The organism is Streptomyces sp. NPDC026673 (assembly GCF_040638135.1).
Taxonomy (GTDB): Bacteria; Actinomycetota; Actinomycetes; order Streptomycetales; family Streptomycetaceae; genus Actinacidiphila.
This window is the reverse complement of sequence record NZ_JBEZXR010000040.1, coordinates 16,232-42,189: the sequence shown is the minus strand read 5'-3', so window position 1 is coordinate 42,189 and position 25,958 is coordinate 16,232. Positions and strand designations below refer to the sequence as shown.

Genomic DNA, 25,958 nt, shown 5'->3' with positions numbered 1-25,958 from the left:
CAGGAGAGAAAGAAGGGTGCGCAGTGCTGGATCCGCAGGGGCTGTACGCATACGAGCCGGGCGGGGCAGAGGCGGTCGACGAGGCGTTCGGTGAGACCGGACCGGTGCTGCTGTACCACTTCGAGGGGTACATCGACGCCGGGGAGACCGGCTCGCAGGTCGTCGAGGAGCTGCTGGAGCGGCAGGAGCACCGGGTGGTGGCGCGTTTCGACGCCGACCGCCTGGTGGACTACCGCGCGCGCCGTCCGCTGATGACCTTCAAGCGGGACCGCTGGACGGAGTACGAGGCGCCGGAGATCGTGTTGCGGCTGCTCCGTGACAGTACGGGCAGCCCGTTCCTGTTGCTGTCGGGCCAGGAGCCGGACATCGAGTGGGAGCGTTTCGCCGCGGCGGTGGTGCAGATCGTGGAGCGGCTGGGGGTGCGGCTGGCGATCAATTTCCACGGGATTCCCATGGGCGTTCCGCACACGCGTCCGGTGGGGCTGACGCCGCACGGCAACCGGCTTGACCTGGTGCCGGGGCATCGCAGCTGGTTCGACGAGGCGCAGGTGCCGGGCAGCGCGGAGTCGCTGGTCGAGTTCCGGCTGGCGGAGGCGGGCCGTGATGTGCTGGGCGTGGCCGCCCATGTGCCCCACTACCTGGCGCGTTCGGGTTACCCGGACTCCGCGCTGGCCGTGGTGGAGACGCTGACGGCCGCCACCGGACTGGTGCTGCCGCAGGTGGCGCACGCGCTGCGGATGGAGGCGCACACGGTGCGCGCCGAGATCGACCGGCAGGTCGAGGAGGGCGACGCCGAGCTGGTCTCGGTCGTGCAGGGCCTGGAGAACCAGTACGACGCGCTGGCGGGCGGCAGCAACCGGGAGAACCTGATCGCCGAACCGGTCGAGCTGCCGTCGGCGGACGACCTGGCGGCGGAGTTCGAACGGTTCCTGGCCGACCGCGAGGACGACGGCTCCTGACCCGGCTCGTCCGGGTGCGGGGGCGCGGGTAGTCTCGCGCCATGGTCAAAGTGGGGTTGACGGGCGGGATCGGGGCGGGCAAGAGCGAGGTGTCGCGGCTGCTGTCCTCGTACGGGGCGGTGCTGGTCGACGCGGACCGGATCGCGCGTGAGGTGGTGGAGCCGGGTACCCCCGGGCTGGCGGCGGTGGTCGCCGAGTTCGGCGAGGGGGTGCTGACCGCCGAGGGCGCTCTGGACCGGCCGAAGCTGGGCGGGATCGTCTTCGCCGACCCCGAGCGGCTGCGGGCGCTGAACGCGATCGTCCACCCGCTGGTGCGCGACCGCTCCGCGGCGCTGGAGCAGGCCGCCGGCCCGGACGCGGTCGTCGTGCACGACGTGCCGTTGCTGGCGGAGAACGGCCTGGCGCCGTTGTACGACCTGGTCGTGGTGGTGGACGCCGCTCCCGAGACCCAGCTGGACCGGCTGGTGCGGCTGCGCGGCATGACCGAGGAGGACGCCCGCTCCCGGATGGCGGCCCAGGCCACCCGGGAGCAGCGGCTGGCGGTCGCCGATGTGGTGATCGACAACGACGGGCCTCTGGAGGCGCTGGAGCCCCGGGTCCGGCAGGTGTGGGAGCAGTTGCGTCAAAAGATCGTCAAGAATTGATCCGGAGCCCCCTCCGTGAGCGTCTGTGGGACAGCGGCGTCGCTGCGCCGCGGACATGAGGGGGATGGCGATGGAAGCCGTGTCGGCCGTGATCGGGATTGCCGCAGTCGTGCTCGGACTGGGCGGCCTGAAGAGCAGTTTCCGGGTGATCAAGCAGTACGAGCGGGGTGTGGTCTACCGCTTCGGACGGGTGCGGCCACAGGCCAAGCAGCCGGGGCCGCGTCTGCTGGTGCCGCTCATGGACCGTATGACCAAGGTCAACATGCAGGTGGTGACCATGCCGGTGCCCTCGCAGGAGGGCATCACCCGGGACAACGTCTCGGTACGGGTGGACGCGGTGCTGTACTTCCGGGTCATCGATCCGATCAAGGCCACGGTGCACGTGCAGAACTACCAGTTCGCGATGTTGCAGGTGGCGCAGACCTCGCTTCGCTCGGTGATCGGCAAGAGCGAGCTGGACGACCTGCTGTCGGGGCGCGAGGCGATCCACGAGGGCCTGGAACTGCTGCTGGCCACCCCGGCGGTCGACTGGGGCATCCACATCGACCGGGTGGAGATCAAGGACGTCGCCCTGCCGGAGTCGATGAAGCGGTCGATGGCGCGGCAGGCCGAGGCCGACCGCGAGCGCCGGGCTCGCATCATCACCGCCGACGGCGAGCTGCAGGCCTCGCAGAAGCTCGCTCAGGCGGCGTCCACGATGGACGCGACGCCTTCCGCGATGCAGCTGCGGCTGCTGCAGACGGTCGTGGAGGTGGCCGCGGAGAAGAACTCGACGCTGGTCATGCCGTTCCCGGTGGAGATGCTGCGGTTCTTCGAGCGGGCGGCCGGGGGCGACCGGCCGCAGCCCGAGGCGGCTCCGGCTCCGGCTCCGGCTCCGGCTTCGGCACCGGCGGCGGTTCCGGTCCCGGCACCTGCCGCCGAACCCGTCGCGGAGGCCGGCGGCGGTGTGGCGCCGGCTGCCCTGGAGGCGGCGAAGGACGACCCGATCGGGTCCGCGGTGCCGGCGGAGCGCCGGCCGGCCGGCGAGGACGCCTGAGCGTCCGCCCGCCGTTCCCCGGGGGGAATGCATATGCGGGTGGTGATGTTGGGTAGTTGTGACCCATTGAGTGCCCGGGGAAGGAGGCGGCTGTGCCCGAGCAGAGCCCCGAGAACCACGTCATCGACTTCCGCGCGGCGGAGCAGCTGCTGGCGGCGCGCGATGCCCGCGGGGCGGTCAAGCTGCTGGACTCGGTGATAGCCGCCCACCCGGAGAACACGGCGGCGCGGCTGCTGCGCGCGCGGGCGTTCTTCCTCTCCGCGCAGCTGCGCCCCGCGGAGCTGGAGTTCCAGATCGTCCTGGAGCGCGAGCCGGACAACGCGTACGCGCACTTCGTCCTCGGCCGCACCCTGGAGCGGTCCGGCCGCTCCGGCGAGGCGTTGCGGCACTTCCGGCTGGCGGCGGCGCTCGACCCCAAGCCGGACTATCTGCAGGCGGCCCGCTTCCCCGACTCGGCGTGAGCCAGAGTGGGGAGTTCGCCCTCTTTTGCGGCGAACATCCCTCGCGTCACATTGATCCGTATCGTCCCTCCCGTTACGGTTCCGAGGCACGTGTTCTGGCGCTGCCTCAACTGTCGGGAGCCGACCGTGACTCGAGTGACCAGGCGGATGGTGCTGGGTTCCGCCGCCGCGACCGCGGCGGGTGCGGTCTTCCCGACGGCGGTGGCGGGTGCGACGGTGGCGGCCACGCCCGTTGACGCCGGCCGCTTTGAGGCGGCTCCCGCCCGTGCCGCGCTGGGACGGCTGTTGCCGCGGCACGCGGGGCAGTTCCGGCTCGTCGCGGAGGGGCGGGGCGACGGGGATGGCCGTGGCGGCGGTGGCGGCGGTGGCGGCGGTGGCGGCGGTGGCGGCGGTGGCGGCGGCGTCAAGGACCGGGACGGGTCCGACCGCTTCCGGATCGGCGGCTCACGGGGCCGGATCGAGGTGGCCGCGACCTCCCCGGCCACACTCCTGTGCGGTGTGCGCTGGTATCTGAAACACGTGTGCGGGGTCGGCGTGTCCTGGGTGGGCGACAGCCTGGACGCGCTGCCCGCGACCCTGCCGGCGCCACCCTCCGGGGGCATCGCCCGGGCCGCCACGGTGCCGCACCGCCTCGTCCTCAACGACACCAACGACGGCTACACCGCACCGTACGCCGACTGGCGGCGCTGGGAGCGCTTCATCGACGTCCTGGCGCTGCACGGCTGCAACGAGGTGCTGGTGGTCGCGGGCGCCGAGGCCGTGTACCGGCGCGTGCTGCGCGAGTTCGGCTACTCCGACAAGGAGGCCCTGGCCTGGCTGCCGGCGCCGTCCCACCAGCCGTGGTGGCTGCTGCAGAACCTCTCGGGGTACGGCGGCCCGTTGAGCGGGGGCATCGTCGACGCCCGTGCCGCGCTGGGCCGCAGGATCACCGCGCGGCTGCGGGAACTGGGCATGGCCCCGGTGCTGCCCGGCTACTTCGGCACCGTCCCGGACGGCTTCGCCCGGCGCAACCCGGGGGCGCGCGTGGTCCCGCAGGGCACCTGGCACGGATTCGCGCGCCCCGACTGGCTCGACCCCCGTACCGACGTCTTCGCCGCCGTGGCCGCCTCGTTCTACCGGCACCAGAGGAAGCTGTTCGGCGAGGCGGCGTACTTCAAGATGGACCTGCTGCACGAGGGCGGCACCGCGGGTGACGTGCCGGTGGCCGCGGCGGCCCGCGGTGTGCAGGCGGCATTGCGCGCCGCGCATCCCCGGGCCACCTGGGTGATCCTCGGCTGGGAGAAGAACCCGCGAGCCGATCTGCTGGCCGCCGTCGACAAGGAGCGGATGCTCGTCGTGGACGGCGTGTCCGACCGGTTCGCCTCGGTCACCGACCGCGAACGCGACTGGGCGGGCACCCCCTACACCTTCGGCTCCATCCCCAACTTCGGCGGCCGCACCACGATCGGCGCCAAGACCCACGTGTGGACGGACCGCTTCTTCTCCTGGCGGGACAAGCCCGGCAGCGCCCTGGCGGGCGTCTGCTACCTCCCGGAGGCCGCCGAGCGCGATCCGGCCGCCTTCGAGCTGTTCTGCGAACTGCCCTGGCACGAGCAGCGGGTGGACCTGCCGTCCTGGTTCGACACCTATGCGCGGTCGCGGTACGGCACCGAGGACGGCCAGGCCCGCGTCGCCTGGCAGGCACTGCGCCGCACCGCCTACCGGCACGACGCGCTGGAGCGTGCCGACGCCCACGACAGCCTCTTCGCCGCGCGCCCCTCGCTGACCGCGGACTCCGCGAGCGTGTACGCGCCGAACGCCCTCACCTACGATCCCGCCGCCTTCGACACGGCGTTCGCCGCCCTGCTGGCGGTGTCCGCCGGGGCGCGTGAGCGCGACGCCTACCGCTACGACCTCATCGACGTCGCCCGGCAGGCCGTCGCCAACCGCAGCCGGCAGCTCCTGCCTCAGCTGCGCGCCGCCTATGGTCGCGGCGACACCGCTGTCTTCCGGGAGCTGTCCGACCTGTGGCTGCGGCTGATGCGGCTGGCCGACGAGGTCGCGGGCGGCCACCGGGCGTTCCTGCTCGGGCCGTGGCTCGCGGAGGCGCGGGAGTGGGGGGACACCGACGGGCGGCGCGCGGAGCTGGAGCGCACGGCCCGGGTCCTGGTGACGACCTGGGGCGGGCGCGCGACATCGGTGTCCCTGCACGAGTACGCCAACCGGGACTGGAACGGGCTGATCGCGGACTTCTACCTGCCGCGCTGGCGGACGTTCCTGGACGAGTGCGCGACCGCGCTCGGCACCCGCCGCGCACCGCGGCCCATCGACTGGTACCGCGCGGAAAAGCCCTGGACCGTACGCGGCGGGCGCTATCCCATCCGGCCCACCGGGGACCCGCACGCGCTGGCGCGACGGGCCTACGGCATCCTGGCCGCCGCCCCGTACCAGGGCACGCTGACGGTGACCGCGGAACCCGCGACGCTGGAGCCCGGCGGCCGGGCCCTGGTCACCGCGGAGTTCGCCAACACCAACGGGCTGGCCCCCACGGGCACGGTCGGCTTCTCCCTGACCGCGGACGGGGTGCGGGCCGTGCCGCGCGGACCGCTGTCGCTGCCGCGCGTGGCGGCCGCCGGCGCGGGCCGTGCGACCTGGCGCGTCACCGCGCCCGAGGCGCGCCCCGAGCGGCCGCTGTCGCCGGTGCCGTACGAGGCCCGTGCCGCCTACGAGCCGGTTCCGGGCGGCGCGCGGGTGCCCGCGGTCGCCGCGGGGAACCTGTACGTCGCCGGCGTGCTGGACCGCGTGTACCGCACCGTGAACGGCGCCGGCGCGGTCTTCGGGCAACTCGGCGACCGCTTCGCCATCGACGGTGCCGGGCGCGATCTGTGGAAGGGCACGGCCGAGTTCGCCGCCGTCTTCCGGCCCGGCGGGCTGCGGGACGGCGGGACGGTCACCACCAGGGTCGACACCCAGGCGAAGACCGCGGAATGGGCGCGGGCGGGCATCGTCGTCCGTGACGACCTCGCCGATCCGGCCGCCCCGGGCTTCCTGAACCTGGCGGTGACGCCCGGGCACGGGGTGACGCTGTCCTACGACTCCGACGGCGGCGGCCGCTTGAACCGCTACCGGCGGGCCGCCGGGGTGCGCGCCCCGGTGCTGCTGCGGCTGCGCCGCCGGGGCCGGCGGTACACCGGGGAGTGCAGCACCGACGACGGGACGACCTGGCGGAAGGTCGCCACGGTGACCGTTCCGGCGGCCGCCCGGACCCAGGACGCCGGCATCTTCATGACCGCGGGCAACGGCGGTACGGGGGACCGGGGCCTGGTGGAGTTCACCGGCTTCCGGGTCACCTGAGACCGTCGGCCCCGCTCCCGCCGTCGTCGGCGCTTCCGCTTCCGCTCCTGCCGCGGTGCGCGCCCACGGCCGTGACGAGAGCGGCCAGTGCGTCGGCGATCGGGCCCAGTCCCGCGGTGGGGGCGCCGCCGGGCTCGGTCATGTAGCGGTCCCTGCGGATCTCGACCATGAGGGCCGACACCTCGCGGACCGCGCCGTAGTGCTTCAACGGCACATAGGTGCCGGCGAACGGCGAGTCGAGACCGACCTCGCCGCACGGCGCGAAGGCGTCACGGGCGGCCTCGAGCAGCCAGGGCGGGGTGTGGAAGGCGTCCGTGCCCAGGCACACGGCGGGCCGGGGCCCGTCGCCGTGCAGTTCGTAGGGGAGCGGTGCGCCGGGGTAGGAGTGGACGTCGATGACGACCGCCCGCCCGGTGGCCTCGAGGCGGTCCTGCACGGCCGCGGTCATGGCGGCCGCATACGGCTCGAAGTAGGCCTCCAGCAGGGTCCGTTCGTGCCGGGGGTCGTCCTGTCGCAGCGGCGCCCCGTGCGAGGTGCGCGTGTAGACGGCGCCCATGCCGACGGCCCTCATCTCCTCCCGTTCGTCCGGGAACCGCTCCGGGTCGACGACCAGCCGCGACAGGCGGTTGGTGAACTGCCACGCCTCGGTGCGCGCGGCGGCGTGCGCGGCGATCAGGTCCGTGTGGGAGTCCGTCATGTGGTCCAGCTCGGCGGCCAGTCCGGCGTCGTCGAGGAGGATGCGCTCGCGAACGTGCCCGGGCACGACGCGGGAGCTGTGCGGCACATGGAGCAGGACCGATGAGTCCGGGGCGCCCTCGGTGATGTGAAAAGTCATGGCTTCCCCCTGGAGGCCGCGGCCGGATACCTCACCCTGTGCGCGGCCGTGATCGGACGATCCGGCGGACATCGGACGACGCGGTCCGCCCCGGCAACTGCGTGGACGCCCCGTCAGAACAGCGGCTCCGGCAGGACGCCCTCCAGGGCCAGCAGCGAGCGCTTGATGTCGAGCATGCGCAGGCCCCCGCCGAAGCCGCCGATCCCCCCGTCGCTCTCCAGCACCCGGTGGCACGGGACGACGACCGGCAGCGGGTTGGCACCCATGGCGACCCCGACCGCCCGGGCCGCCCCCGGTTCGCCGACCCGGTTCGCCAGGTCCTGGTAGCCGACCACGCTGCCGTACGGGACGCCCGCGGACAGCTCGCGCAGCACACGGCGGTTGAAGCCCGTCGTGAGCGACCAGTCCAGGTCGAGGTCGAAGGCGTGCCGCGTTCCGGCGAAGTACGCCTCCAGTTGGCGTATCGCCTCGTCCAGCCGGGCCCCGGCGGGGCTCGCCGGGCCCGGCCGGCGCACCGGCGCGGCACCCAGTCGGGAGCAGATCCGCTCCAGCGCGGCGGGGGCCGCCTCCTCCCCGATCCGGAAGGCGACATGGACCAGGCCCTGTCCGGTCGCGGCGAGCAGCAGCGGCCCGATCGGTGCCTCGAGCACCGTCCAGGCCACCTCGGCGGAAGGGGTCTGCGGATACGTCACGGTTCCCAGCCTAGGGCGGGGCACCGACAGCCGGTCCCGGTGGCGGCCCGCCCGGGTCCCGGTGCGGCGACGGCAACCCGCGGCACCCCACACCACCCGGGAGGGTGGCCGTTCTCGACAGGTCTGTCACAAGCGGTAGTTGATCGGTCGCGCGGGGGATGGGGCGCGCATGACGCGAAACGACTTCACCGCCGCCGTCCGCCGGCTCTCGCGTGAGCAGGACCGGGTCGCCACCGTCGCCCAGCTCTCCGCGGCGGGCGTGCCGCAGAGCCGCATGCGCGAGTGGTGCCGTCCCGGCGGGCGGTGGCAGCGGCCGCTGCCCCGGGTGGTCGTCCTCCAGCCCGGTCCGCTCACGGCCGCGCAGCGGTCCAGGGCGGCGCTGGCCTTCGCCGGGTTCCCGCAGGTCCCCGCAATGATCACCGGTGCGGCCGGGCTCGCGCTGCACGGTGTCGCCGTGGCCGTCCCGCCGTGCGGGCTCCCGGTGGTGGACGTGCTGGTGCCCAGTGAGCGCCGCATCCGCACCCACACCTGGGTGCGGGTCCACCACGGCCGCGGGCTCCCCGCGCCCGACGCCGTCGACGGCGTGCCGGTGGCACCGGTGGTGCGCGCGGCGGCCGACGGCGTACGGGAGTCCGTCGATCCCGAGTGGGCCCTGGAGGTGGTCCGTGAACTGGTCACGGCGCTCGGGGTGCCCGCCCCCGCGCTCACCGCGGAACTGGGCGGCGCCGTGCTGGCCCGGCGTCCGGCCGTGGCCGCCCTGCTGGGCGCGCTGGACCCCGGCCCCCGGGCCGCCTCCGCCACACCGCTGGCCCGCGCGCTGGTCGCCAGGTCGGGGCTGCGGCAGCCGCTGTGGCGTCCCACGCTCCAACTCGACGGCGCCTTCCTGGGATCGCCCGACGCATACTGGGTGCGCGACGGCCTCGTGCTGGACCTCGGCCCGGGAACGGGGCGCGGCCGGCTGGAGTCGCTGGGGCTCCGGGTGGTGCGGGTCGCGCCCGCCGCGCTCACCCGCAGTCCCGCGGAGGTCGTCGCCGCCCTGCGCGGCGCTCTGGCGGCCGGGCCGTACGGCCCGCTGGAGCGCATCACCGCGCTGCCCGGGGCCATGTGACGCACGGATGTCCGCGCGATGAAGTCGCCATGAGGAGCCCACGCGGGACTCGCGGACGACCCTAGCCTGTGTCACCGCGGGGGCGGAGAGAGCGGGGGACCGGGACGGCAAGGGGAGGGTGCCGTGAACGGCACATATGGAACGGTCGACGGATTCACCTATGGATGGGCGACCCCTCTCGGGGGTTTCCTGATGGCCTGCTTAGGCGCCGCCCTGGGGCTGCGCTGCATCACCCGGGCCCTTGCCGTGCACCCTTCGCGACGGGCCGGCTGGCTCGCGCTCGGGGCCGCGGCCATCGGTTCCGGCGTCTGGACCCTGCACGTCATCGCCATGATGGGCTTCACCATCGGCGAGGTGCGGATCGCGTACGACACGCTCGTCACCTTCGCGAGCCTGCTGGTCGCCATCGCGGTCGCCGCCGTCGGGGTGTTCGCCGTCGGTTTCCTCGGACGCACGGTGCCCGCGGTGCTGACCGGCGGCTGCTTCACGGGACTCGCCATCGCCGCGATGCACTACACGGGCATGCGGGGCCTGCGGCTGCGGGGCGACCTGGAGCACGCGCCGTCCACGGTGGGGATGTCCGTCGCCGTCGCGGTGGCGGGCGCCGTCGTCGCCTTGTGGTGCGCGGTCTCCGTCAGGCGCAGGTACGCAGGCGCGCTCGCCGGCGTCCTTCTGGGCTTCACCATCACCGCGGCGCACTACACCGGCATGGCGGCGCTGACGGTGCACCTGCACAGCAGCGCCCGGGAGGGCTCGAACGGGGCGGGTCCCGTCGCGCTCCTCGCCCCGGTGCTGATCGGCCCGGTGGTCTTCCTCTTCCTCGCGGTGGTCGTCGTGGCGCTCGACCCGCCCGTCCCCGACGCCTTCCCGGAGCCCGTGCCCGTCCGGGGCCGCCGCACCACGCGCCCCTCCCGTGCGGCCCGCCCCTCACGCCCTGGCGAGCGCCCGCGCGAACGCCAGTGACGTCTGGTCGACACCGCTGCAGAGGGTCAGGACCGCGCCCTTGGTGCCGTCTTCGCAGGGGTGGTCACGGTTCACCGACCACATGGACAGGCCGCCGAGCCCCTTGTCGCGGGCGAAGGCGGCCAGCACGGTCGCGTCCCGCACGGTGAAGACCTCGCCCTCGATGTCGTTCACCCCGATCATGGGGGTCACCACGAGGGACCGCCAGGCCGCCGTGCCGGACAGTCCCAGCAGCTCCTTGAGCTGCCCGTGCGCCGCGGTCGCCGCCTGGATCGCGTATCCGCCCATGCCGCCGGTGTACGCCTCGCCGTAGTCCATCGCCATGATGTTGACCGCGTCGACACGCACTCCTTGGCGCCGGGCGTCCGCGAGCAGCGCCGACGCCTCGGCGGTCAGCCCGGACGGCATCACGGGCAGGGTGAAGGAGACCGACAGCGTCCGGCCCTCCCGCCGCGCCTCCCGCTGGAGGCCGGCGACGGCGCGCGCCCGGCGGGTGTTGGCGTCGACGTCCGTGAGGTCGTCCCCCTCGACGTCGAAGTCGACCCGGGTCAGTCGGTAACGGTCAATCACATCGGCGTAGGCGGAGGTCAGTTCGCCGACGTCGTCGCAGGCGCCGGCGAGCTCCGTGCCGTCGGCGCCGCCGAACGAGATCCGCACGTCGCGGCCCGTGGCCCGCAGCGCGGTGATCCGGGCCGTCAGGTCCTGGTGGGCGATGCCGTCCCGGCCGTCCCAGGTGGGGGCGCAGCTGCCGCGCGCCGTGACGAACCCGAGGGTGAATCCGTCGGCCCCGGTCCCGCGGGCCGTGCCCGCCATGTCGTACGCGGTGGAGTGCGAGGCGTCCACATACGGTGTGAAGGCCACTTCGGCCGGGCGTTGCCGCCCCTCGGACGGGCGGGGCGCCGGGGGACCGGCGGGCGCGGGTCCGGTGAGGAGCGAGGCGGTCGTGGCGGCGATGGCGACCGCCACGAGTCCGGTGATCAGCTGTGCCGTGCGGCTCTTCATGACGGAGAGACTATCCGCCCCGGGAATTTCGGATCGCACTTCCGGAAAATTCCCGAAAGGCCCGTGAGGCTCGCTGGTGACGCCATTCTCGAACATATACCGGGAATTCTTCGAGTGGAATTGCTGCTAGCATTCCGCCCATGCATCCCATCTCCCGAAGGGCGTGTCCCCCTAGGCGGTCCACGGAAGACGGGCCCGTATTCGTCGACGCCTCGGGCCGCCGTGCGCGCATTATCCGGCGTGCCGGACTGGCTGTGGGGGCGGCTTGCGCGGGATATGCCGCGCTCTTGGGCATGGCTTTCGCGGGAGGCACTCCGTTCGCGCCCCAGACCCTGATTCCGGGCGCCGACGTCCCGGCCGGCGCTTCGGTGCGGGCCGAGGCGGGCGGCGGACGCGGGCACGCCGTGCGACCGGCCGCGAGTGCTTCGGCCGCCGCTCCCACGACCCCTCCGGCGGTCCGGGTTCCCGCCGTTCCGCGCCGCGCCGCCGACACCGAGGTCACCCCCTCCGCCACCGGCGAGGGCGCGGCACCCTCCGGGACCCCGTCCACCGGTGCGGGCGCGGCCCAGGCCACGGCGACCCCCAGTGCCTCCCCGCGGCCCACGGCCCCCCGTACGCCCGCCGCCACCCCCAGCGTTCCGGCGTCCGTCCCGGCGACGCCCGCACCGGACGCCCCGGCGTTCCCCCCGGGCGACGCCACGGACCCCGGCGACGGCTGGGACGACTGAGCGGACATGGCGCGCACGGGACGGCACGCGGCGCCCGGCACGATCACCAGGGTGGCCTCGGCCGGCAGGCAGGCCGTGCCCAGACCCCGTGTCGTCATGGCCGTGCTGGGACTCTTCGTGTTGGTGTGCGTGATGCTGCTGGACGGCTATCTGCACTCCGAGATCGGCAACGACGGCCGCGTCCACGAGTCCGGGGGCTCCGGCGACGTGCCGGCCTCCGTCCTCGAAGGCGGCCCCGTCCTCACCTTCGCACCCGACGGCGAACCCGTCAGCCACACCCTGCCCCCCAGGACGATCGCGCTCACCTTCGACGACGGGCCGGATCCCCGGTGGACCGCGAAGGTGCTCGCCGTGCTGCGCGCGCACCAAGTGCCGGGCACCTTCTTCGTCGTGGGCCAGATGGCCGCCCGCCACCCGGCGTTGATCCGCGACATCGTCGACTCCGGCAGCGAGATCGGCGTCCACACCTTCTCCCACGTCGACCTGTCGTACCAGAGCAGGGCACGGATCGACCGGGAGCTCGCCCAGACCCAACTCGCCCTCGCCGGTGCCGCGGGCATCACCACCTCGCTCTTCCGCGCCCCCTACTCCTCCGAACCCGACGCCATCGACGACACCACCTGGCCCGTCTACCGGTACCTCGGCACCAAGGGGTACATCAGCGCCTTCGTCGACACCGACAGCGAGGACTGGCGACGCCCCGGCGTCGCCAGGATCATCCGCGACGCCACTCCGGAGAACGGCAGGGGCGCCTCCGTGCTCTTCCACGACGCCGGGGGCGACCGCTCGCAGACCGTGGAAGCCCTGGGCACGTACATCGACACCATGAAGGCGAAGGGCTACACCTTCACCACGCTGACCGCGAGCCTCGGGGCGACGACCGCCAACCACCGGGCCCGCGGTGCCGAGTTGTGGCAGGGCCGCGCCCTCATCTGGGCCGTGGCCCTCGCCGAGTTCACCATGCCCGTCCTGTTCTGGCTGCTTGTCGTGGTCGGCGCCGCCGTCCTGGCGCGCCTCGCCATGATGCTCGTCCTCGCCCGCCGGCACGCCCGGCTCCGCGGGAACCGCCGCTTCAGCTGGGGGCCGCGGGTCACCGAGCCGGTCAGCGTCATCGTGCCCGCGTACAACGAGAAGGAGTGCATCGCCAACACGGTCGGCTCGCTCGCGGCGAGCACGCACCCCGTGGAGATCATCGTCGTGGACGACGGCTCGACCGACGGCACCGCCGACATCGTCGAGGCGATGGGCCTGCCCCAGGTGCGCGTCGTGCGCCAGGAGAACGCGGGCAAGCCCGCCGCACTCAACCACGGCGTCGAACAGGCCCGTCACGAACTGCTCGTGATGATGGACGGCGACACCGTCTTCGAACCCGCCACCGTGCACCGGCTCGTCCAGCCCTTCGCCGACCCCTCTGTCGGAGCCGTCGCGGGCAACGCCAAGGTCGGCAACCGCACCACGGTGATCGGCGCCTGGCAGCACATCGAGTACGTCATGGGATTCAACCTCGACCGCCGCATGTACGACGTTCTGGGCTGCATGCCCACCGTCCCCGGCGCCGCGGGCGGCTTCCGGCGCACCGCCCTGCTCGAGGCCGGGGGCATGAGCGGCGACACCCTCGCCGAGGACACCGACGTCACCATCGCGTTGCAGCGCGCGGGATGGCGCGTCGTGTACGCCGAGAACGCCCGCGCCTGGACCGAGGCGCCCGGCAGCATCGGCCAGCTGTGGCGGCAGCGCTACCGCTGGAGCTACGGCACCATGCAGGCGCTGTGGAAGCACCGGCGCTCACTCGTGGACCGCGGGCCCTCGGGACGCTTCGGCCGGGTCGGCATGCCGCTGGTGGTGCTCTTCCAGATCGTCACGCCGGTCTTCGCGCCGCTGATCGACCTCCTCACCCTCTACGGCGCCGTCTTCGTCGACCCGGTGAAGTCGGTCCTCGCGTGGACCGCGCTGCTCTCCGCGCAGCTGCTGTGCGCGGCCTACGCCTTCCGCCTGGACCGCGAGAGATACCGCTACCTGCTGATGCTGCCGCTGCAGCAGATCGTCTACCGCCAGCTGATGTACCTCGTGCTGATCCACTCCTGCGTGACAGCCCTGACCGGTGGCCGGCTGCGCTGGCAGAAGCTCGAGCGCACCGGCGAGGTCGGTTCCCCGCAGGCGCCCGCACGGGCCGCCCGGTGACCGCGTCCGTCCGGTGACCGCGTCCGCCCGGGCACACGTCCGTCTGGACCCGCGTCCGCGTCCGCGTCCGGCCGGGCGTCCCCGGGCCGGCTCACGCCCCGCCGCCGGCCGGCTTCACTCCGTCGTCCCGGCGGACGCCCCCGCCGCCCGGCCCGCGCCGCGGCCGCCGCCCCGGGCCGCTCCGGGACCGGTTGTCAGTGGGGGGTCGTACCGTTGACCCATGCGGCCCGTATCAGACATCGAACGCAGTGTGGCGCCCTTCGAGGTCGTCAGCCCCTACCAGCCCAGCGGCGACCAGCCGGCCGCCATCGACGAGCTCGAGCGGCGCATCCGCGCGGCCGAGAACGATGTCGTCCTGCTCGGCGCCACGGGCACCGGCAAGTCGGCGACCACGGCCTGGATGATCGAACGGCTGCAGCGCCCGACCCTGGTCATGGCGCCCAACAAGACCCTGGCCGCCCAGCTGGCGAACGAGTTCCGCGAGCTGCTGCCGAACAACGCGGTCGAGTACTTCGTGTCGTACTACGACTACTACCAGCCCGAGGCGTACGTCCCGCAGACGGACACCTACATCGAGAAGGACTCCTCGATCAACGAGGAGGTCGAGCGGCTCCGCCACTCCACCACCAACTCGCTGCTGACCCGTCGCGACGTCGTCGTGGTCGCCTCGGTGTCCTGCATCTACGGCCTGGGCACGCCCCAGGAGTACATCGACCGCATGGTGCGGCTCAAGGTCGGCGACGAGATCGACCGGGACGCCCTGCTGCGCAGGTTCGTCGACATTCAGTACGCGCGCAACGACGTGGCGTTCACGCGGGGCACCTTCCGGGTGCGCGGCGACACCATCGAGATCTTCCCGGTCTACGAGGAGCTCGCCGTCCGCATCGAGATGTTCGGCGACGAGATCGAGGCCCTCTACACGCTGCACCCGCTCACCGGCGAGATCATCACCGACGACCAGCAGCTGTACGTCTTCCCCGCCACCCACTACGTCGCCGGCCCCGAGCGCATGGAGCGCGCCATCGCCGGCATCGAGAAGGAGCTCGGTGAGCAGCTCGCGGTCATGGAGAAGCAGGGCAAGCTGCTCGAGGCCCAGCGGCTGCGGATGCGCACCACGTACGACATCGAGATGATGCGGCAGATCGGCACCTGCTCCGGCATCGAGAACTACTCGCGGCACATCGACGGCCGCGAGGCGGGTTCCGCGCCCGACACCCTCATCGACTACTTCCCCGAGGACTTCCTCCTCGTCATCGACGAGTCGCACGTCACCGTGCCCCAGATCGGCGCCATGTACGAGGGCGACGCCTCCCGCAAGCGCACCCTGGTCGACCACGGCTTCCGGCTGCCCTCCGCCCTCGACAACCGGCCGCTGAAGTGGGAGGAGTTCCTGGGGCGGGTCGGTCAGACGGTCTACCTGTCGGCCACCCCCGGCAAGTACGAGCTCTCCCGGGGCGACGGTGTCGTCGAGCAGATCATCCGCCCGACCGGCCTGGTCGACCCCGAGGTGATCGTCAAGCCCACCAAGGGGCAGATCGACGACCTGGTGCACGAGATCCGGGTGCGCGCCGAGCGCGACGAACGCGTCCTGGTCACCACCCTCACCAAGAAGATGTCCGAGGACCTCACCGACTACATGCTGGAACTCGGCATCCAGGTGCGGTATCTGCACAGCGACATCGACACCCTGCGCCGAGTGGAGCTGCTCAACGAGCTGCGGGCCGGCGAGTTCGACGTCCTGGTCGGCATCAACCTGCTCCGCGAGGGCCTGGACCTGCCCGAGGTGTCGCTGGTCGCCATCCTCGACGCCGACAAGGAGGGCTTCCTGCGCTCCGGGACCTCCCTGATCCAGACGATCGGCCGCGCGGCGCGCAACGTCTCCGGCCAGGTCCACATGTACGCCGACAAGATCACCCCGGCGATGGAGAAGGCCATCGACGAGACGAACCGGCGCCGGGCCAAGCAGATCGCCTACAACGAGGAGCGGGGCATCGACCCGCAGCCGCTGCGGAAGAAGATCGCCGGCATCCTGGACTCCTTCGCCCGCGAGGACGCCGACACCGAGGAGCTGCTGGGCTCGGGCCGCCAGCGCTCGCGGGGCAAGGCGCCGGTGCCGGGCCTGTCCGCGAAGGCGGGGGAGAAGCGGGCCGCCAAGAGCCTGCCCGCCGCCGAACTGGCCGAGCTCATCGGCGAGCTGACCGACCAGATGCACGCCGCCGCCGCGGATCTGCAGTTCGAGGTCGCCGCCCGGCTGCGCGACGAGGTCGGCGAGTTGAAGAAGGAGCTGCGGCAGATGAGGGAGGCAGGCGTGGCCTGACCGTACCGGCTGTCGAATCTCTTGCCGAACCACGGTGCCCTACCCGTGCGTCTCCCCATAGGGTGCGGAGCAACCGCACGACGGCAAAACGGTTGAGAGGGGACAGCGCGTGACGGTCAACATGACCAAGGGTCAGAAGATCAGCCTGCAGAAGTCGGACGGGGGGACGCTCACGTCGGTCCGGATGGGGCTCGGCTGGCAGGCCGCCCCTCGGCGCGGGCTTTTCGGCAGCCGCACCCGGGAGATCGACCTCGACGCCTCCGCGGTCCTCTTCGCCGACAAGCAGCCCGTGGACGTGGTGTTCTTCCGGCACCTCGTCAGCGACGACGGCTCGGTGCGGCACACCGGCGACAACCTGGTCGGCGGTGCCGGGCAGGGCGGCGACGACGAGGCGATCCTGGTCGACCTGCAGCGCGTGCCGGTGCACATCGACCAGATCGTCTTCACGGTCAACTCCTTCACCGGGCAGTCCTTCCAGGAGGTGCAGAACGCCTTCTGCCGCCTGGTCGACGAGAGCAACGGCCAGGAGCTCGCCCGCTACACCCTGACCGGCGGTGGCTCCTACACCGCGCAGATCATGGCGAAGGTGCAGCGCAGTGACGCCGGCTGGTCGATGACCGCGATCGGCACCCCGGCCAACGGCCGTACCTTCCAGGACCTCATGCCGGCGATCCTGCCGGCCCTCTGATCGGGCACAGGGGGGCGCGGGCATGACCACCGAGCTGGTCCACGGGCAGAACCATCCGCTACCCGGCACCTTGCTGGAGATACGGGTGTCGGCCGGCACACCGGTGGTGGCCGGCGTCTCGCTGGGCGACGGCCAGGGACGCGTGAGCGGCCCCGAGGCCGTCGCCCATCCCGGGGCGCCGCGGCTGCCCGGCATCGAGGTGCCCGCGCGGCTCGCCGCCGAGCAGCGCCTCACCGCCGACCTGGCCGCCGTCCCGGCGGGCGTGGACCGCGTTCACGTCCTGCTGGCGCTGCCGCCGGTCGCCGGGGCGCCGACCCGCTTCGGGGCCTGCCCCGCTCCCCATCTGACCGTCGCCGGCCCGGACGGGGCGCCGGTCGTGAGCTTCACCGTCACCGGTCTCGGCACCGAGACGGCGATCGTCGCCCTGGAGCTCTACCGCCGCCAGGGCAGCTGGAAGGTCCGCGCGCTCGGCCAGGGATACGCGGGCGGGCTGGCAGAGCTCCTGCGCGACCAGGGACTGGGCCGCCCCGAGGCGGACGCCGTGGCCGCCCGCATGACGGACGCGGTGCGGCCCGCGCCCGTCGTACCGTCCCCCACGCCGCCCCCGGCCGCCCCGGCGCCACCGCCCCCCGCCCCTCCCACGCCGCCCCCGGCGGACGCCGTACCCCCGCACACGGTGCCGCCGACCCCGGCGCCCGTCGCGGGCGACGCCTCCGGCTGGAGCATGGAGGAACGGCTGTACAACCAGGTCTGGGGCATGTTCGAGGACCTGGCCCGGACGATCGCCGCGTACCGCAGCGCCGTCGACTTCGCCGAGTCCCGGCTCGACCAGGAGCTGGACACGATCCTCGCCGACCCGCGCACCCGCGTCGGCCCCGCCGCCGAGGCCGCCCGCGACCAGGCCAGGGCGCGCCAGGCAGAGCTGACGGACCGGGCCCGCGCCGTGCTCGACCGCGATCTGGTCCAGCTCATCGCCGAGTCCGAGGTGGTCGAACCCGCGCTGCCGCCGCCCTACGCGGGCTGGGGGAGCCCCGTGTGGCACGGCTACCGCACCCCCGCCGAGCCGCCGATGGCGGTCCGGATCGGCGACCTCCATCTGCCCGAGCGGCCCGATCTGCGCATCCCCCTGCTGCTGCGGATGCCGCTGGAGCGCGGGCTGTGGGTGGACAGCGCCCAGGACCGCCGCAGGGCGATGGACGTCGCCGTGGCGCTCGCCGCGCGGCTGCTGGCCTCCCACCCGGCGGGGGAGTGCGCCGTCCATGTCATCGACCCGGCGGGCTCCGCCGTGGCGGCGCTGGCCCCGTTCACGGACTCCGGCGCCCTGCGCGAGCCGCCGGCCACCGGTGCCGCCGGGGTCGCGGCGCTCCTCGCCCGGCTGACCCAGCGCGTCGACCTGGTGCAGATGGCGCTGCGTGCCGACGCGCCGCCCGAGCTGCCGCCGGGTGTCGATCCGGCCCGCCAGGTGCTGGTCGTCAACGACTTCCCGTACGGGTTCGACGACCGGACGGTCAACCAGTTGCGCTACCTCGCCGACGAGGGCCCCCGGGTCGGCGTCCACCTGATCCTGGTCGGCGACCGCGAGGACGCCCGCGAGTACGGTCCGCTCCTGGACCCGCTGTGGCGTTCGATGATGCGGCTCACCCCTGTGCCCGACGACCACCTCGCCGATCCCTGGGTCGGCCACGCCTGGACGTACGAGCCGCTGCTGGCCCCGCCCGGCAGCGGGATCGTGCCGCAGGTGCTGCGCCAGGTGGCCGCCGCCCGCCGGACCTACGATCCGGGCCGCCACTGATCACGGGTCCGGGCGCTCCGGGGGGATGCGATCATTCCCTCCTGATTGACCATCACTTTACTCTCTTTACCTTTCCTTGGGATTTCATGTACTCTCCTTTACGCGGAGGGGAGTACTCCCTGCTTTGCGGTGCATCCCGTCATCACGGGCCGAAAGGCCCCGGGACACCGGCCCCGGCCCAGCGGCCCGGGTGGAGGAGACCTCCGGCAGCGACAACGCTGACAATCGCCAGCCCATCTGCCGGAGGCATCGCGTGGATGTATCCCTGACCCTGTGGGTGCTGACCATCGCCGGTCTGTGCGCCCTGATCGCCGCCGACTTCTTCATCGGGCGAAAACCCCATGACGTGTCGGTCAAGGAAGCCGGGATCTGGACCATCGTCTGGATCGTCCTGGCCGCCCTCTTCGGGCTCGGCCTGCTGTTCTTCGCCGGCGGACAGCCCGCCGGCGAGTTCTTCGCGGGCTACATCACCGAGAAGTCGCTCAGCGTCGACAACCTCTTCGTCTTCGTGCTGATCATGGCGAAGTTCGCGGTGCCGTCCCAGTACCAGCAGCGCGTCCTGCTCTTCGGCGTGCTCATCGCACTGGTCCTGCGCGCGATCTTCATCGCCGCGGGCGCCGCCATCATCGCCAGCTTCTCCTGGGTGTTCTTCATCTTCGGCGCCTTCCTCATCTGGACCGCGTGGAAGCTGGTCCAGGAGGCCCGGGCCGAGGAGCACGACGAGGAGTTCGAGGAGAACAGGCTGCTGAAGGCCGCCGAACGCCGCTTCGGCGTCGCCGACCGCTACCACGGCACCAAGCTGTTCATCCAGCAGAACGGCAAGCGGATCATGACCCCGATGCTCGTGGTCATGCTGGCGATCGGCACCACCGACGTTCTGTTCGCCCTGGACTCCATCCCGGCGATCTTCGGTCTGACCCAGGACCCGTACATCGTCTTCACCGCAAACGCCTTCGCCCTGATGGGCCTGCGTCAGCTGTACTTCCTCATCGGCGGTCTGCTGAAGAAGCTGGTCCACCTCTCCTACGGGCTGTCGATCATCCTCGGCTTCATCGGCGTGAAGCTCGTGCTCCACGCCCTGCACGAGGTGGGGGTCCACGTCCCGGAGATCAGCATCCCGTTCTCCCTCGGCTTCATCGTCGTCGTCCTCGCCGTCACCACGGTGACCAGCCTCCGGGCGTCGAAGAAGCAGGCGGCCGCGGAGAAGCGCGACGAGGAGCACATCGACGCCTGACCCACGGCTCCTCAGCCCGGGCGGGGTGCGCGGCGGTCCGCCGTGCACCCCGCCTTCGCGTCCGCCGCGGCCGCACCCCGCGTCTCCGGCAGCGCCGCGAAGCACCCGAGGCTGAGCAGCGCCACGGCCGAGACGTACACCGCAACCGGCCACGGAGTGCCGGTGCCCGCCACCAGCCGGGTCGCCACGAGCGGGGTCAGGGCGCCGCCCAGGACGCCGCCGAGGTTGTAGCCCAGGGCGGCGCCGGTGCAGCGCACCCGGGGCGCGTACAGCTCCGGGAGGTACGCGCCCAGCACGGCGAAGACCGTGATGAAGGCGATCAGCTCCGCGGCGGACCCCACGGCGATCGCCACCGGCGAGCCGCTCGCGAGCAGTCCGGCGTACGGGAAGACCACCACGCCCATCGCGGCGGTACCCAGCAGCGCCATCCGCCGCCGTCCGAAGCGGTCGCCCATCAGCCCCGCCAGCGGCGTGAGCGCCCCCTTGAGCAGGACAGCCGCCAGCACGCAGCCCAGCACCGCCGTGCGGTCCATGCCGAGGTACTCCGTGGTGTACGCCAGCGACCAGGTGGTCACCGTGTAGAAGACGGCGTAGCCGCACGCCATGGCGCCCGCTGTGAGCAGCACCAGGCGCCCGTGCTCGCGCAGCAGCTCCGAGACGGGCACCCGGGCCAGGTCCCCGCGTCCCGCCGCCGCCGTGAACTCCGGGGTCTCCGGCAGCGCGGCCCGCAGCGCGAGCCCGCCCAGCGCCAGCACGCCCGCCACCCAGAACGGCACCCGCCAGCCCCAGGAGCGGAAGGCCGCGTCGCTCAGCCCCGCGGACAGCGCGAGCACGATCCCGTTCGCCAGCAGGAAGCCCACCGCGGGACCGGTCTGCGGCAGGCTCGTCCACAGTCCGCGCCGCCGCGGCGGCGCGTGCTCGGCGGCCAGCAGGACCGCTCCGCCCCACTCCCCGCCGAGCCCCAGCCCCTGCAGGAAGCGCAGGGCGACCAGGAGCGCGGGAGCGGCCGGGCCGATCGCGGCGTAGCCGGGCACACAGCCGACGGCGGTGGTCGCCAGCCCGGTCAGCAGCAGGGAGCCGACCAGCACGGGGCGCCGCCCCACGCGGTCGCCGACGTGCCCGAAGAGGACCGAGCCCAGCGGACGGGCGACGAAGCCCACCGCGAAGGTGCCGAACGCGGCGAGGGTGCCGGCGAGCGGCGAGGCGTCGGGGAAGAACAGCGGCCCGAGGACGAGGGCGGCCGCGGTGCCGTAGGCGAAGAAGTCGTAGAACTCGATCGCGGTCCCGGCCGCCGACGCGGCGGCGATCCGGGCCATGGAGGGGGTGGAGGGGGAGGTGCGCACGTGGGTCCAACGACCCACGTGCGCGGGGGTGGCGCCGCCGCAGGGACGGCGCCCGGGGTTCCTACCAGCCCCGTTCGCGCCATTCGTCGAGGTGCGGGCGCTCGTCGCCGAGCGTGGTGTCCTTGCCGTGGCCGGGGTAGACCCAGGTCTCGTCCGGGAGCCGGTCGAAGAGCTTGGCCTTGACCCCCTCGAAGAGGCTCGCGAAGTGGTCCGGGTTGTTGTGCGTGTTGCCCACGCCGCCGGGGAACAGGCAGTCCCCGGTGAAGATGTGCGGGTGCCCGTGCGGGTCGTCGTAGACCAGGACGATGCTGCCGGGCGTGTGGCCGACCAGGTGCCGGGCGGTGAGCTCGACCCGGCCGACCCGGATCCGGTCGCCGTCCTCGACCGGCACGTCGGTGGGGACGGGGATCCCCTCGGCGTCGTGGCGGCCCGCGTAGGTGCGGGCGCCCGTGGCGTCGACCACGGCCTGCAGCGCCTGCCAGTGGTCGGCGTGCCGGTGCGTGGTGACGACGGACGCGAGACCGTCGTTGCCGGCGACCTCGATGAGCGTGTGCGCGTCGTTCGCCGCGTCGATGAGCAACTGCTCGTCGGTGGCGCGGCAGCGCAACACGTACGCGTTGTTGTCCATGGGGCCGACCGCGACCTTGGTGATGATGAGGTCCTTGAGTTCGTGCACGTCGGGTGCGCCCCCGACGGTGACCTCGCCGCTGTACGTCATGGCGTCAGCCTAGTGGCGGCAGCACCGGCAGGGGCACGTCCGGCCTGGCGGTCAGTCCCTCGCCCTCGGAGCGGCCGCTGACCCAGGCCAGCAGCGCGTGCCGCGGCCCGCCGACGGTGAGCTCGGGCTCGTTGGCGGCGCCGATCACCCACTTCTCGCCGCTCTCGGTGTCGTGGATGCGGACGGCCGCGACGCCCTCGTGGCCCGACAGGTCGTCGATGATGGCGCCGAGCTCCCGGGACGCGAAGTCCTCGGGGAGGTGCGCGCAGGTGTACTCAAGGCCCAGGTCGACGTGGTGGAAGTAGATCTCCATGAGCCGGAGGTACGGGATCTCCGCCGCCGCGATCACCCGTCCCGAGCGCATGACGACCTGCGCGGCCCAGTTCTGCGGCGGGATCTCGTCGATGGCCTCCGCCAGCCGGCCGGCGGAGGCGCGCAGGTCGTCCAGGTGTTCGGCGAGCGTGCGGCCGGCGCCGTCCTCGATGTCCTTGTTCCGGCTGTCGGTGCTCGCGTACTGCGGGGTCTCCTCCCCGGTGCGCGCCCAGATCAGCAGGTTGACCAGGGAGTCCGCGTTGCGGGCCAGGTGGGCCAGGACGTGGCCGCGGGTCCAGCCGGGCAGCCGGGACGGCTCGGTGACGGAGGCCGGGGGCATCGCGGCCACGGTGTCGATCAGCCGTTCGGTGGCCTCTCGGAGCTCGGCCGCATCGTGGTCGGGGTCGGGTCGTTGGACGGACACGGGGCCTCCTGGTTCGGACGTGATCGACGTCTCCGCGGAGACGCTAGCGCGGGACACTCGTTCGGGTGAAGCTGCCGCACCGATGCCGGAAATCGAATGTGCGTGCTATAGGCTCGCAGTCGTCGCAACCGGAAGAAAACTCGTTGGCGCCCCGTTTAGGCTGTCTGGGGGTGCTGTCCCCTTGTCTGTCTTTTGAAAGGTGCGCACTGGCGTGGCCGATCGTCTCACCGTCCGTGGCGCTCGCGAGCACAACCTGAAGAATGTCTCGCTCGACCTGCCACGGGACTCGCTCATCGTGTTCACCGGCCTGTCCGGGTCGGGTAAGTCCTCGCTGGCGTTCGACACGATCTTCGCCGAAGGCCAGCGCCGTTACGTGGAGTCGCTCTCCTCGTACGCGCGGCAGTTCCTCGGCCAGATGGACAAGCCGGACGTCGACTTCATCGAGGGCCTGTCGCCCGCGGTCTCGATCGACCAGAAGTCGACCTCGCGCAACCCGCGGTCGACCGTCGGCACCATCACCGAGGTCTACGACTACCTCCGTCTGCTCTTCGCCCGCATCGGCAAGCCGCACTGCCCCGAATGCAGCCGCCCGATCTCCCGCCAGTCGCCGCAGGCGATCGTCGACCGGGTGCTCGAGCTGGAGGAGGGCTCGCGCTTCCAGGTGCTCTCGCCGCTGGTGCGCGAGCGCAAGGGCGAGTTCGCCGACCTCTTCTCCGACCTCCAGACCAAGGGCTACAGCCGCGCCCGGGTGGACGGCGCGACCGTCCAGCTGACCGACCCGCCGAAGCTGAAGAAGCAGGAGAAGCACACCATCGAGGTGGTCGTCGACCGCCTCACCGTCAAGGACAGTGCCAAGCGCCGGCTGACCGACTCGGTCGAGACCGCCCTGGGCCTCTCCGGCGGCATGGTCATCCTGGACTTCGTCGATCTCCCCGAGGACGACCCGCAGCGTGAGCGGATGTTCTCCGAGCACCTCTACTGCCCGTACGACGATCTGTCGTTCGAGGAGCTGGAGCCGCGCTCCTTCTCGTTCAACTCGCCCTTCGGCGCCTGCCCCGAGTGCACCGGCATCGGCACCCGCATGGAGGTCGACCCGGAGCTCATCATCCCGGACGAGGAGAAGTCGCTCGACGAGGGCGCCATCGCCCCCTGGTCGCTCGGCCACACCCGGGACTACTTCCAGCGCCTGATCGGCGCACTCGCCGACGAGCTGGGCTTCCGCACCGACATCCCCTGGGCGGGGCTGCCGCAGCGCGCGAAGAAGGCCCTGCTCAACGGTCACAAGACGCAGATCGCGGTGCGTTACCGCAACCGCTACGGGCGCGAGCGCTCCTACACCACCTCCTTCGAGGGCGCGATCCCCTTCGTCCGGCGCCGGCACGCGGAGTCCGAGAGCGACTCCAGCCGCGAGCGCTTCGAGGGGTACATGCGCGAGGTGCCCTGCCCCACGTGTGAGGGCACGCGCCTCAAGCCGATCGTGCTGGCGGTCACCGTCCAGGAGAAGTCCATCGCCGAGGTCGCCGCGATGTCGATCAGCGACTGCTCGGAGTTCCTGCGCGGCATGAAGCTGAGCGCACGCGAGAAGACCATCGCCGAGCGGGTGCTCAAGGAGGTCAACGAGCGGCTGCGCTTCCTGGTCGACGTCGGCCTGGACTATCTCTCGCTCAACCGCGCGGCCGGCACCCTGTCCGGCGGCGAGGCCCAGCGCATCCGGCTGGCCACACAGATCGGCTCGGGCCTGGTCGGCGTGCTCTATGTGCTGGACGAGCCGTCGATCGGCCTTCACCAGCGCGACAACCACCGGCTCATCGAGACCCTGGTGCGGCTGCGCGACCTGGGCAACACCCTGATCGTGGTCGAGCACGACGAGGACACCATCAAGACCTCGGACTGGGTGGTGGACATCGGCCCCGGCGCGGGAGAGCACGGCGGCAAGGTCGTGCACAGCGGTTCGCTCGACGCGCTGCTGCGCAACAAGGAGTCGCTGACAGGCCAGTATCTGGCGGGCAAGCGGCAGATCCCGATTCCGGAGATGCGTCGCCCGGTCGACGGGGAGCGCCGGCTGACCGTGCACGGCGCCCGTGAGAACAACCTGCGGGACATCGACGTGTCCTTCCCGCTCGGGGTGTTCACGGCGGTCACCGGGGTGTCGGGTTCCGGCAAATCGACCCTGGTCAACGACATCCTCTACACCCACCTGGCCCGTGAGCTGAACGGCGCCCGGGGCGTCCCGGGCCGGCACACCCGGGTCGACGGTGACGATCTGGTCGACAAGGTGGTCCACGTCGACCAGTCGCCGATCGGCCGCACCCCGCGCTCGAACCCGGCCACGTACACCGGTGTCTTCGACCATGTCCGCAGGCTCTTCGCGGAGACCATGGAGGCGAAGGTGCGCGGCTATCTGCCGGGCCGCTTCTCCTTCAACGTCAAGGGCGGCCGCTGCGAGAACTGCTCCGGCGACGGCACCATCAAGATCGAGATGAACTTCCTCCCGGACGTCTATGTGCCGTGCGAGGTCTGCCACGGCGCCCGGTACAACCGGGAGACCCTGGAGGTCCACTACAAGGGCAAGTCCATCGCCGAGGTGCTGGACATGCCGATCTCCGAGGCGCTGGACTTCTTCGAGGCGGTCCCCACGATCGCCCGGCACCTGCGCACCCTCACCGAGGTCGGGCTCGGGTACGTCCGGCTCGGCCAGTCCGCCACGACCCTGTCCGGCGGCGAGGCGCAGCGCGTGAAGCTTGCCTCCGAGCTGCAGAAGCGCTCGACGGGCCGCACGGTCTATGTGCTGGACGAGCCGACCACGGGCCTGCACTTCGAGGACATCAGCAAGCTGATCAAGGTGCTCTCCGGGCTGGTCGAGAAGGGCAACACCGTGGTCGTCATCGAGCACAACCTCGATGTGATCAAGACGGCCGACTGGGTGATCGACATGGGTCCCGAGGGCGGCAGCGGCGGCGGTCTGGTGATCGCCGAGGGCACTCCCGAGCAGGTCGCGGGGGTGGGCGCGAGCCACACCGGCAAGTTCCTCAGGGACATCCTGGGCGCCGAGAGGATCTCCGACGCACCGCCGGCCCCGGCCAAGAAGAGGGCCGCTCCGCGGAAGAAGGCGGCGGCGAAGGCCTGATAGGCGACTCAGAGTTTCGGCACGTAAGGTGCAGCTTTCAAGCTCTTTCCTTACGTGCCGA

The 25,958-nt window shown here is 72.3% G+C and carries 20 protein-coding genes; 14 read left to right on the top strand and 6 right to left on the bottom strand.

Annotated features, from left to right (window positions below; genetic code table 11):
• Positions 1-23: 23 nt before the first annotated feature.
• The 5 genes from AB0F62_RS25340 to AB0F62_RS25320 all read left to right on the top strand — a co-directional run bounded on the left by AB0F62_RS25340 (position 24) and on the right by AB0F62_RS25320 (position 6,433).
• On the top strand, positions 24-959 hold the full coding sequence (locus AB0F62_RS25340; RefSeq protein ID WP_361803384.1) for a PAC2 family protein: 936 nt from the start codon (positions 24-26) through the stop codon (positions 957-959).
• A gap of 41 nt (positions 960-1,000) precedes the next feature.
• Positions 1,001-1,603: a dephospho-CoA kinase gene (gene coaE / locus AB0F62_RS25335; protein ID WP_361803381.1), complete on the top strand. Its 603-nt coding sequence runs from the start codon at positions 1,001-1,003 to the stop codon at positions 1,601-1,603.
• 64 nt (positions 1,604-1,667) lie between these two features.
• Complete coding sequence (locus AB0F62_RS25330) at positions 1,668-2,639, top strand: slipin family protein (protein WP_361803378.1); 972 nt, start codon at positions 1,668-1,670, stop codon at positions 2,637-2,639.
• A gap of 92 nt (positions 2,640-2,731) precedes the next feature.
• Positions 2,732-3,100 (top strand): tetratricopeptide repeat protein, encoded by a 369-nt coding sequence (locus tag AB0F62_RS25325; protein ID WP_361803375.1) that lies wholly within the window; start codon positions 2,732-2,734, stop codon positions 3,098-3,100.
• Positions 3,101-3,226: 126 nt separating this feature from the next.
• Positions 3,227-6,433, top strand: a complete 3,207-nt coding sequence (locus tag AB0F62_RS25320; RefSeq protein WP_361803372.1) for an alpha-N-acetylglucosaminidase — start codon at positions 3,227-3,229, stop codon at positions 6,431-6,433.
• On the opposite strand, the gene AB0F62_RS25315 is transcribed toward AB0F62_RS25320, so the two are convergent.
• Positions 6,426-7,268: an N-formylglutamate amidohydrolase gene (locus tag AB0F62_RS25315; protein WP_361803369.1), complete on the bottom strand. Its 843-nt coding sequence runs from the start codon at positions 7,266-7,268 to the stop codon at positions 6,426-6,428. The genes AB0F62_RS25320 and AB0F62_RS25315 overlap by 8 nt on opposite strands.
• 113 nt (positions 7,269-7,381) lie before the next feature.
• Positions 7,382-7,960, bottom strand: a complete 579-nt coding sequence (locus tag AB0F62_RS25310; protein ID WP_361803366.1) for a methylated-DNA--[protein]-cysteine S-methyltransferase — start codon at positions 7,958-7,960, stop codon at positions 7,382-7,384.
• A 169-nt stretch (positions 7,961-8,129) separates the two neighbouring features.
• Between AB0F62_RS25310 and AB0F62_RS25305 the strand changes: the two genes are divergently transcribed.
• Both AB0F62_RS25305 and AB0F62_RS25300 read left to right on the top strand, forming a co-directional pair.
• The gene (locus AB0F62_RS25305; RefSeq protein ID WP_361803363.1) at positions 8,130-9,068 is read left to right on the top strand and encodes a hypothetical protein; all 939 of its coding nucleotides are present in this window, start codon (positions 8,130-8,132) and stop codon (positions 9,066-9,068) included.
• Positions 9,069-9,260: 192 nt separating this feature from the next.
• Positions 9,261-10,031 (top strand): MHYT domain-containing protein, encoded by a 771-nt coding sequence (locus AB0F62_RS25300; protein WP_361803360.1) that lies wholly within the window; start codon positions 9,261-9,263, stop codon positions 10,029-10,031.
• On the opposite strand, the gene AB0F62_RS25295 is transcribed toward AB0F62_RS25300, so the two are convergent.
• On the bottom strand, positions 9,996-11,033 hold the full coding sequence (locus tag AB0F62_RS25295; RefSeq protein WP_361803357.1) for a chitinase: 1,038 nt from the start codon (positions 11,031-11,033) through the stop codon (positions 9,996-9,998). The two genes, AB0F62_RS25300 and AB0F62_RS25295, sit on opposite strands and share 36 nt — an antisense overlap.
• A 293-nt stretch (positions 11,034-11,326) precedes the next feature.
• On the opposite strand from AB0F62_RS25295, the gene AB0F62_RS25290 reads away from it, so the two are divergent.
• The 6 genes from AB0F62_RS25290 to AB0F62_RS25265 all read left to right on the top strand — a co-directional run bounded on the left by AB0F62_RS25290 (position 11,327) and on the right by AB0F62_RS25265 (position 19,973).
• Positions 11,327-11,761, top strand: coding sequence for a hypothetical protein (locus AB0F62_RS25290; RefSeq protein ID WP_361803354.1), 435 nt, complete (start codon positions 11,327-11,329; stop codon positions 11,759-11,761).
• A 6-nt stretch (positions 11,762-11,767) separates the two neighbouring features.
• Positions 11,768-13,942: a bifunctional polysaccharide deacetylase/glycosyltransferase family 2 protein gene (locus tag AB0F62_RS25285; RefSeq protein WP_361803351.1), complete on the top strand. Its 2,175-nt coding sequence runs from the start codon at positions 11,768-11,770 to the stop codon at positions 13,940-13,942.
• A 220-nt stretch (positions 13,943-14,162) separates the two neighbouring features.
• Complete coding sequence (gene uvrB / locus AB0F62_RS25280; protein ID WP_361803348.1) at positions 14,163-16,259, top strand: excinuclease ABC subunit UvrB; 2,097 nt, start codon at positions 14,163-14,165, stop codon at positions 16,257-16,259.
• Between the two features lie 109 nt (positions 16,260-16,368).
• The gene (locus AB0F62_RS25275; RefSeq protein ID WP_361803345.1) at positions 16,369-16,947 is read left to right on the top strand and encodes a TerD family protein; all 579 of its coding nucleotides are present in this window, start codon (positions 16,369-16,371) and stop codon (positions 16,945-16,947) included.
• Positions 16,948-16,969: 22 nt separating this feature from the next.
• Positions 16,970-18,739, top strand: a complete 1,770-nt coding sequence (locus AB0F62_RS25270; protein WP_361803342.1) for a TerD family protein — start codon at positions 16,970-16,972, stop codon at positions 18,737-18,739.
• 253 nt (positions 18,740-18,992) lie between these two features.
• Positions 18,993-19,973 (top strand): TerC/Alx family metal homeostasis membrane protein, encoded by a 981-nt coding sequence (locus tag AB0F62_RS25265; protein WP_089222004.1) that lies wholly within the window; start codon positions 18,993-18,995, stop codon positions 19,971-19,973.
• 11 nt (positions 19,974-19,984) lie between these two features.
• Here AB0F62_RS25265 and AB0F62_RS25260 read toward each other — a convergent pair whose 3' ends face one another.
• From AB0F62_RS25260 to AB0F62_RS25250, 3 genes are all read right to left on the bottom strand, one after another.
• Positions 19,985-21,289, bottom strand: a complete 1,305-nt coding sequence (locus tag AB0F62_RS25260; RefSeq protein WP_361803480.1) for an MFS transporter — start codon at positions 21,287-21,289, stop codon at positions 19,985-19,987.
• 88 nt (positions 21,290-21,377) lie between these two features.
• Positions 21,378-22,034, bottom strand: a complete 657-nt coding sequence (locus tag AB0F62_RS25255; RefSeq protein WP_361803337.1) for an MBL fold metallo-hydrolase — start codon at positions 22,032-22,034, stop codon at positions 21,378-21,380.
• Positions 22,035-22,038: 4 nt separating this feature from the next.
• Positions 22,039-22,770 carry a maleylpyruvate isomerase family mycothiol-dependent enzyme gene (locus AB0F62_RS25250; RefSeq protein WP_361803334.1) on the bottom strand — a complete coding sequence of 244 codons (732 nt, stop codon included), beginning with the start codon at positions 22,768-22,770 and terminating at the stop codon, positions 22,039-22,041.
• Between the two features lie 211 nt (positions 22,771-22,981).
• Between AB0F62_RS25250 and uvrA the strand changes: the two genes are divergently transcribed.
• Positions 22,982-25,897 carry an excinuclease ABC subunit UvrA gene (gene uvrA, locus AB0F62_RS25245; RefSeq protein WP_361803331.1) on the top strand — a complete coding sequence of 972 codons (2,916 nt, stop codon included), beginning with the start codon at positions 22,982-22,984 and terminating at the stop codon, positions 25,895-25,897.
• Positions 25,898-25,958 lie beyond the last annotated feature (61 nt).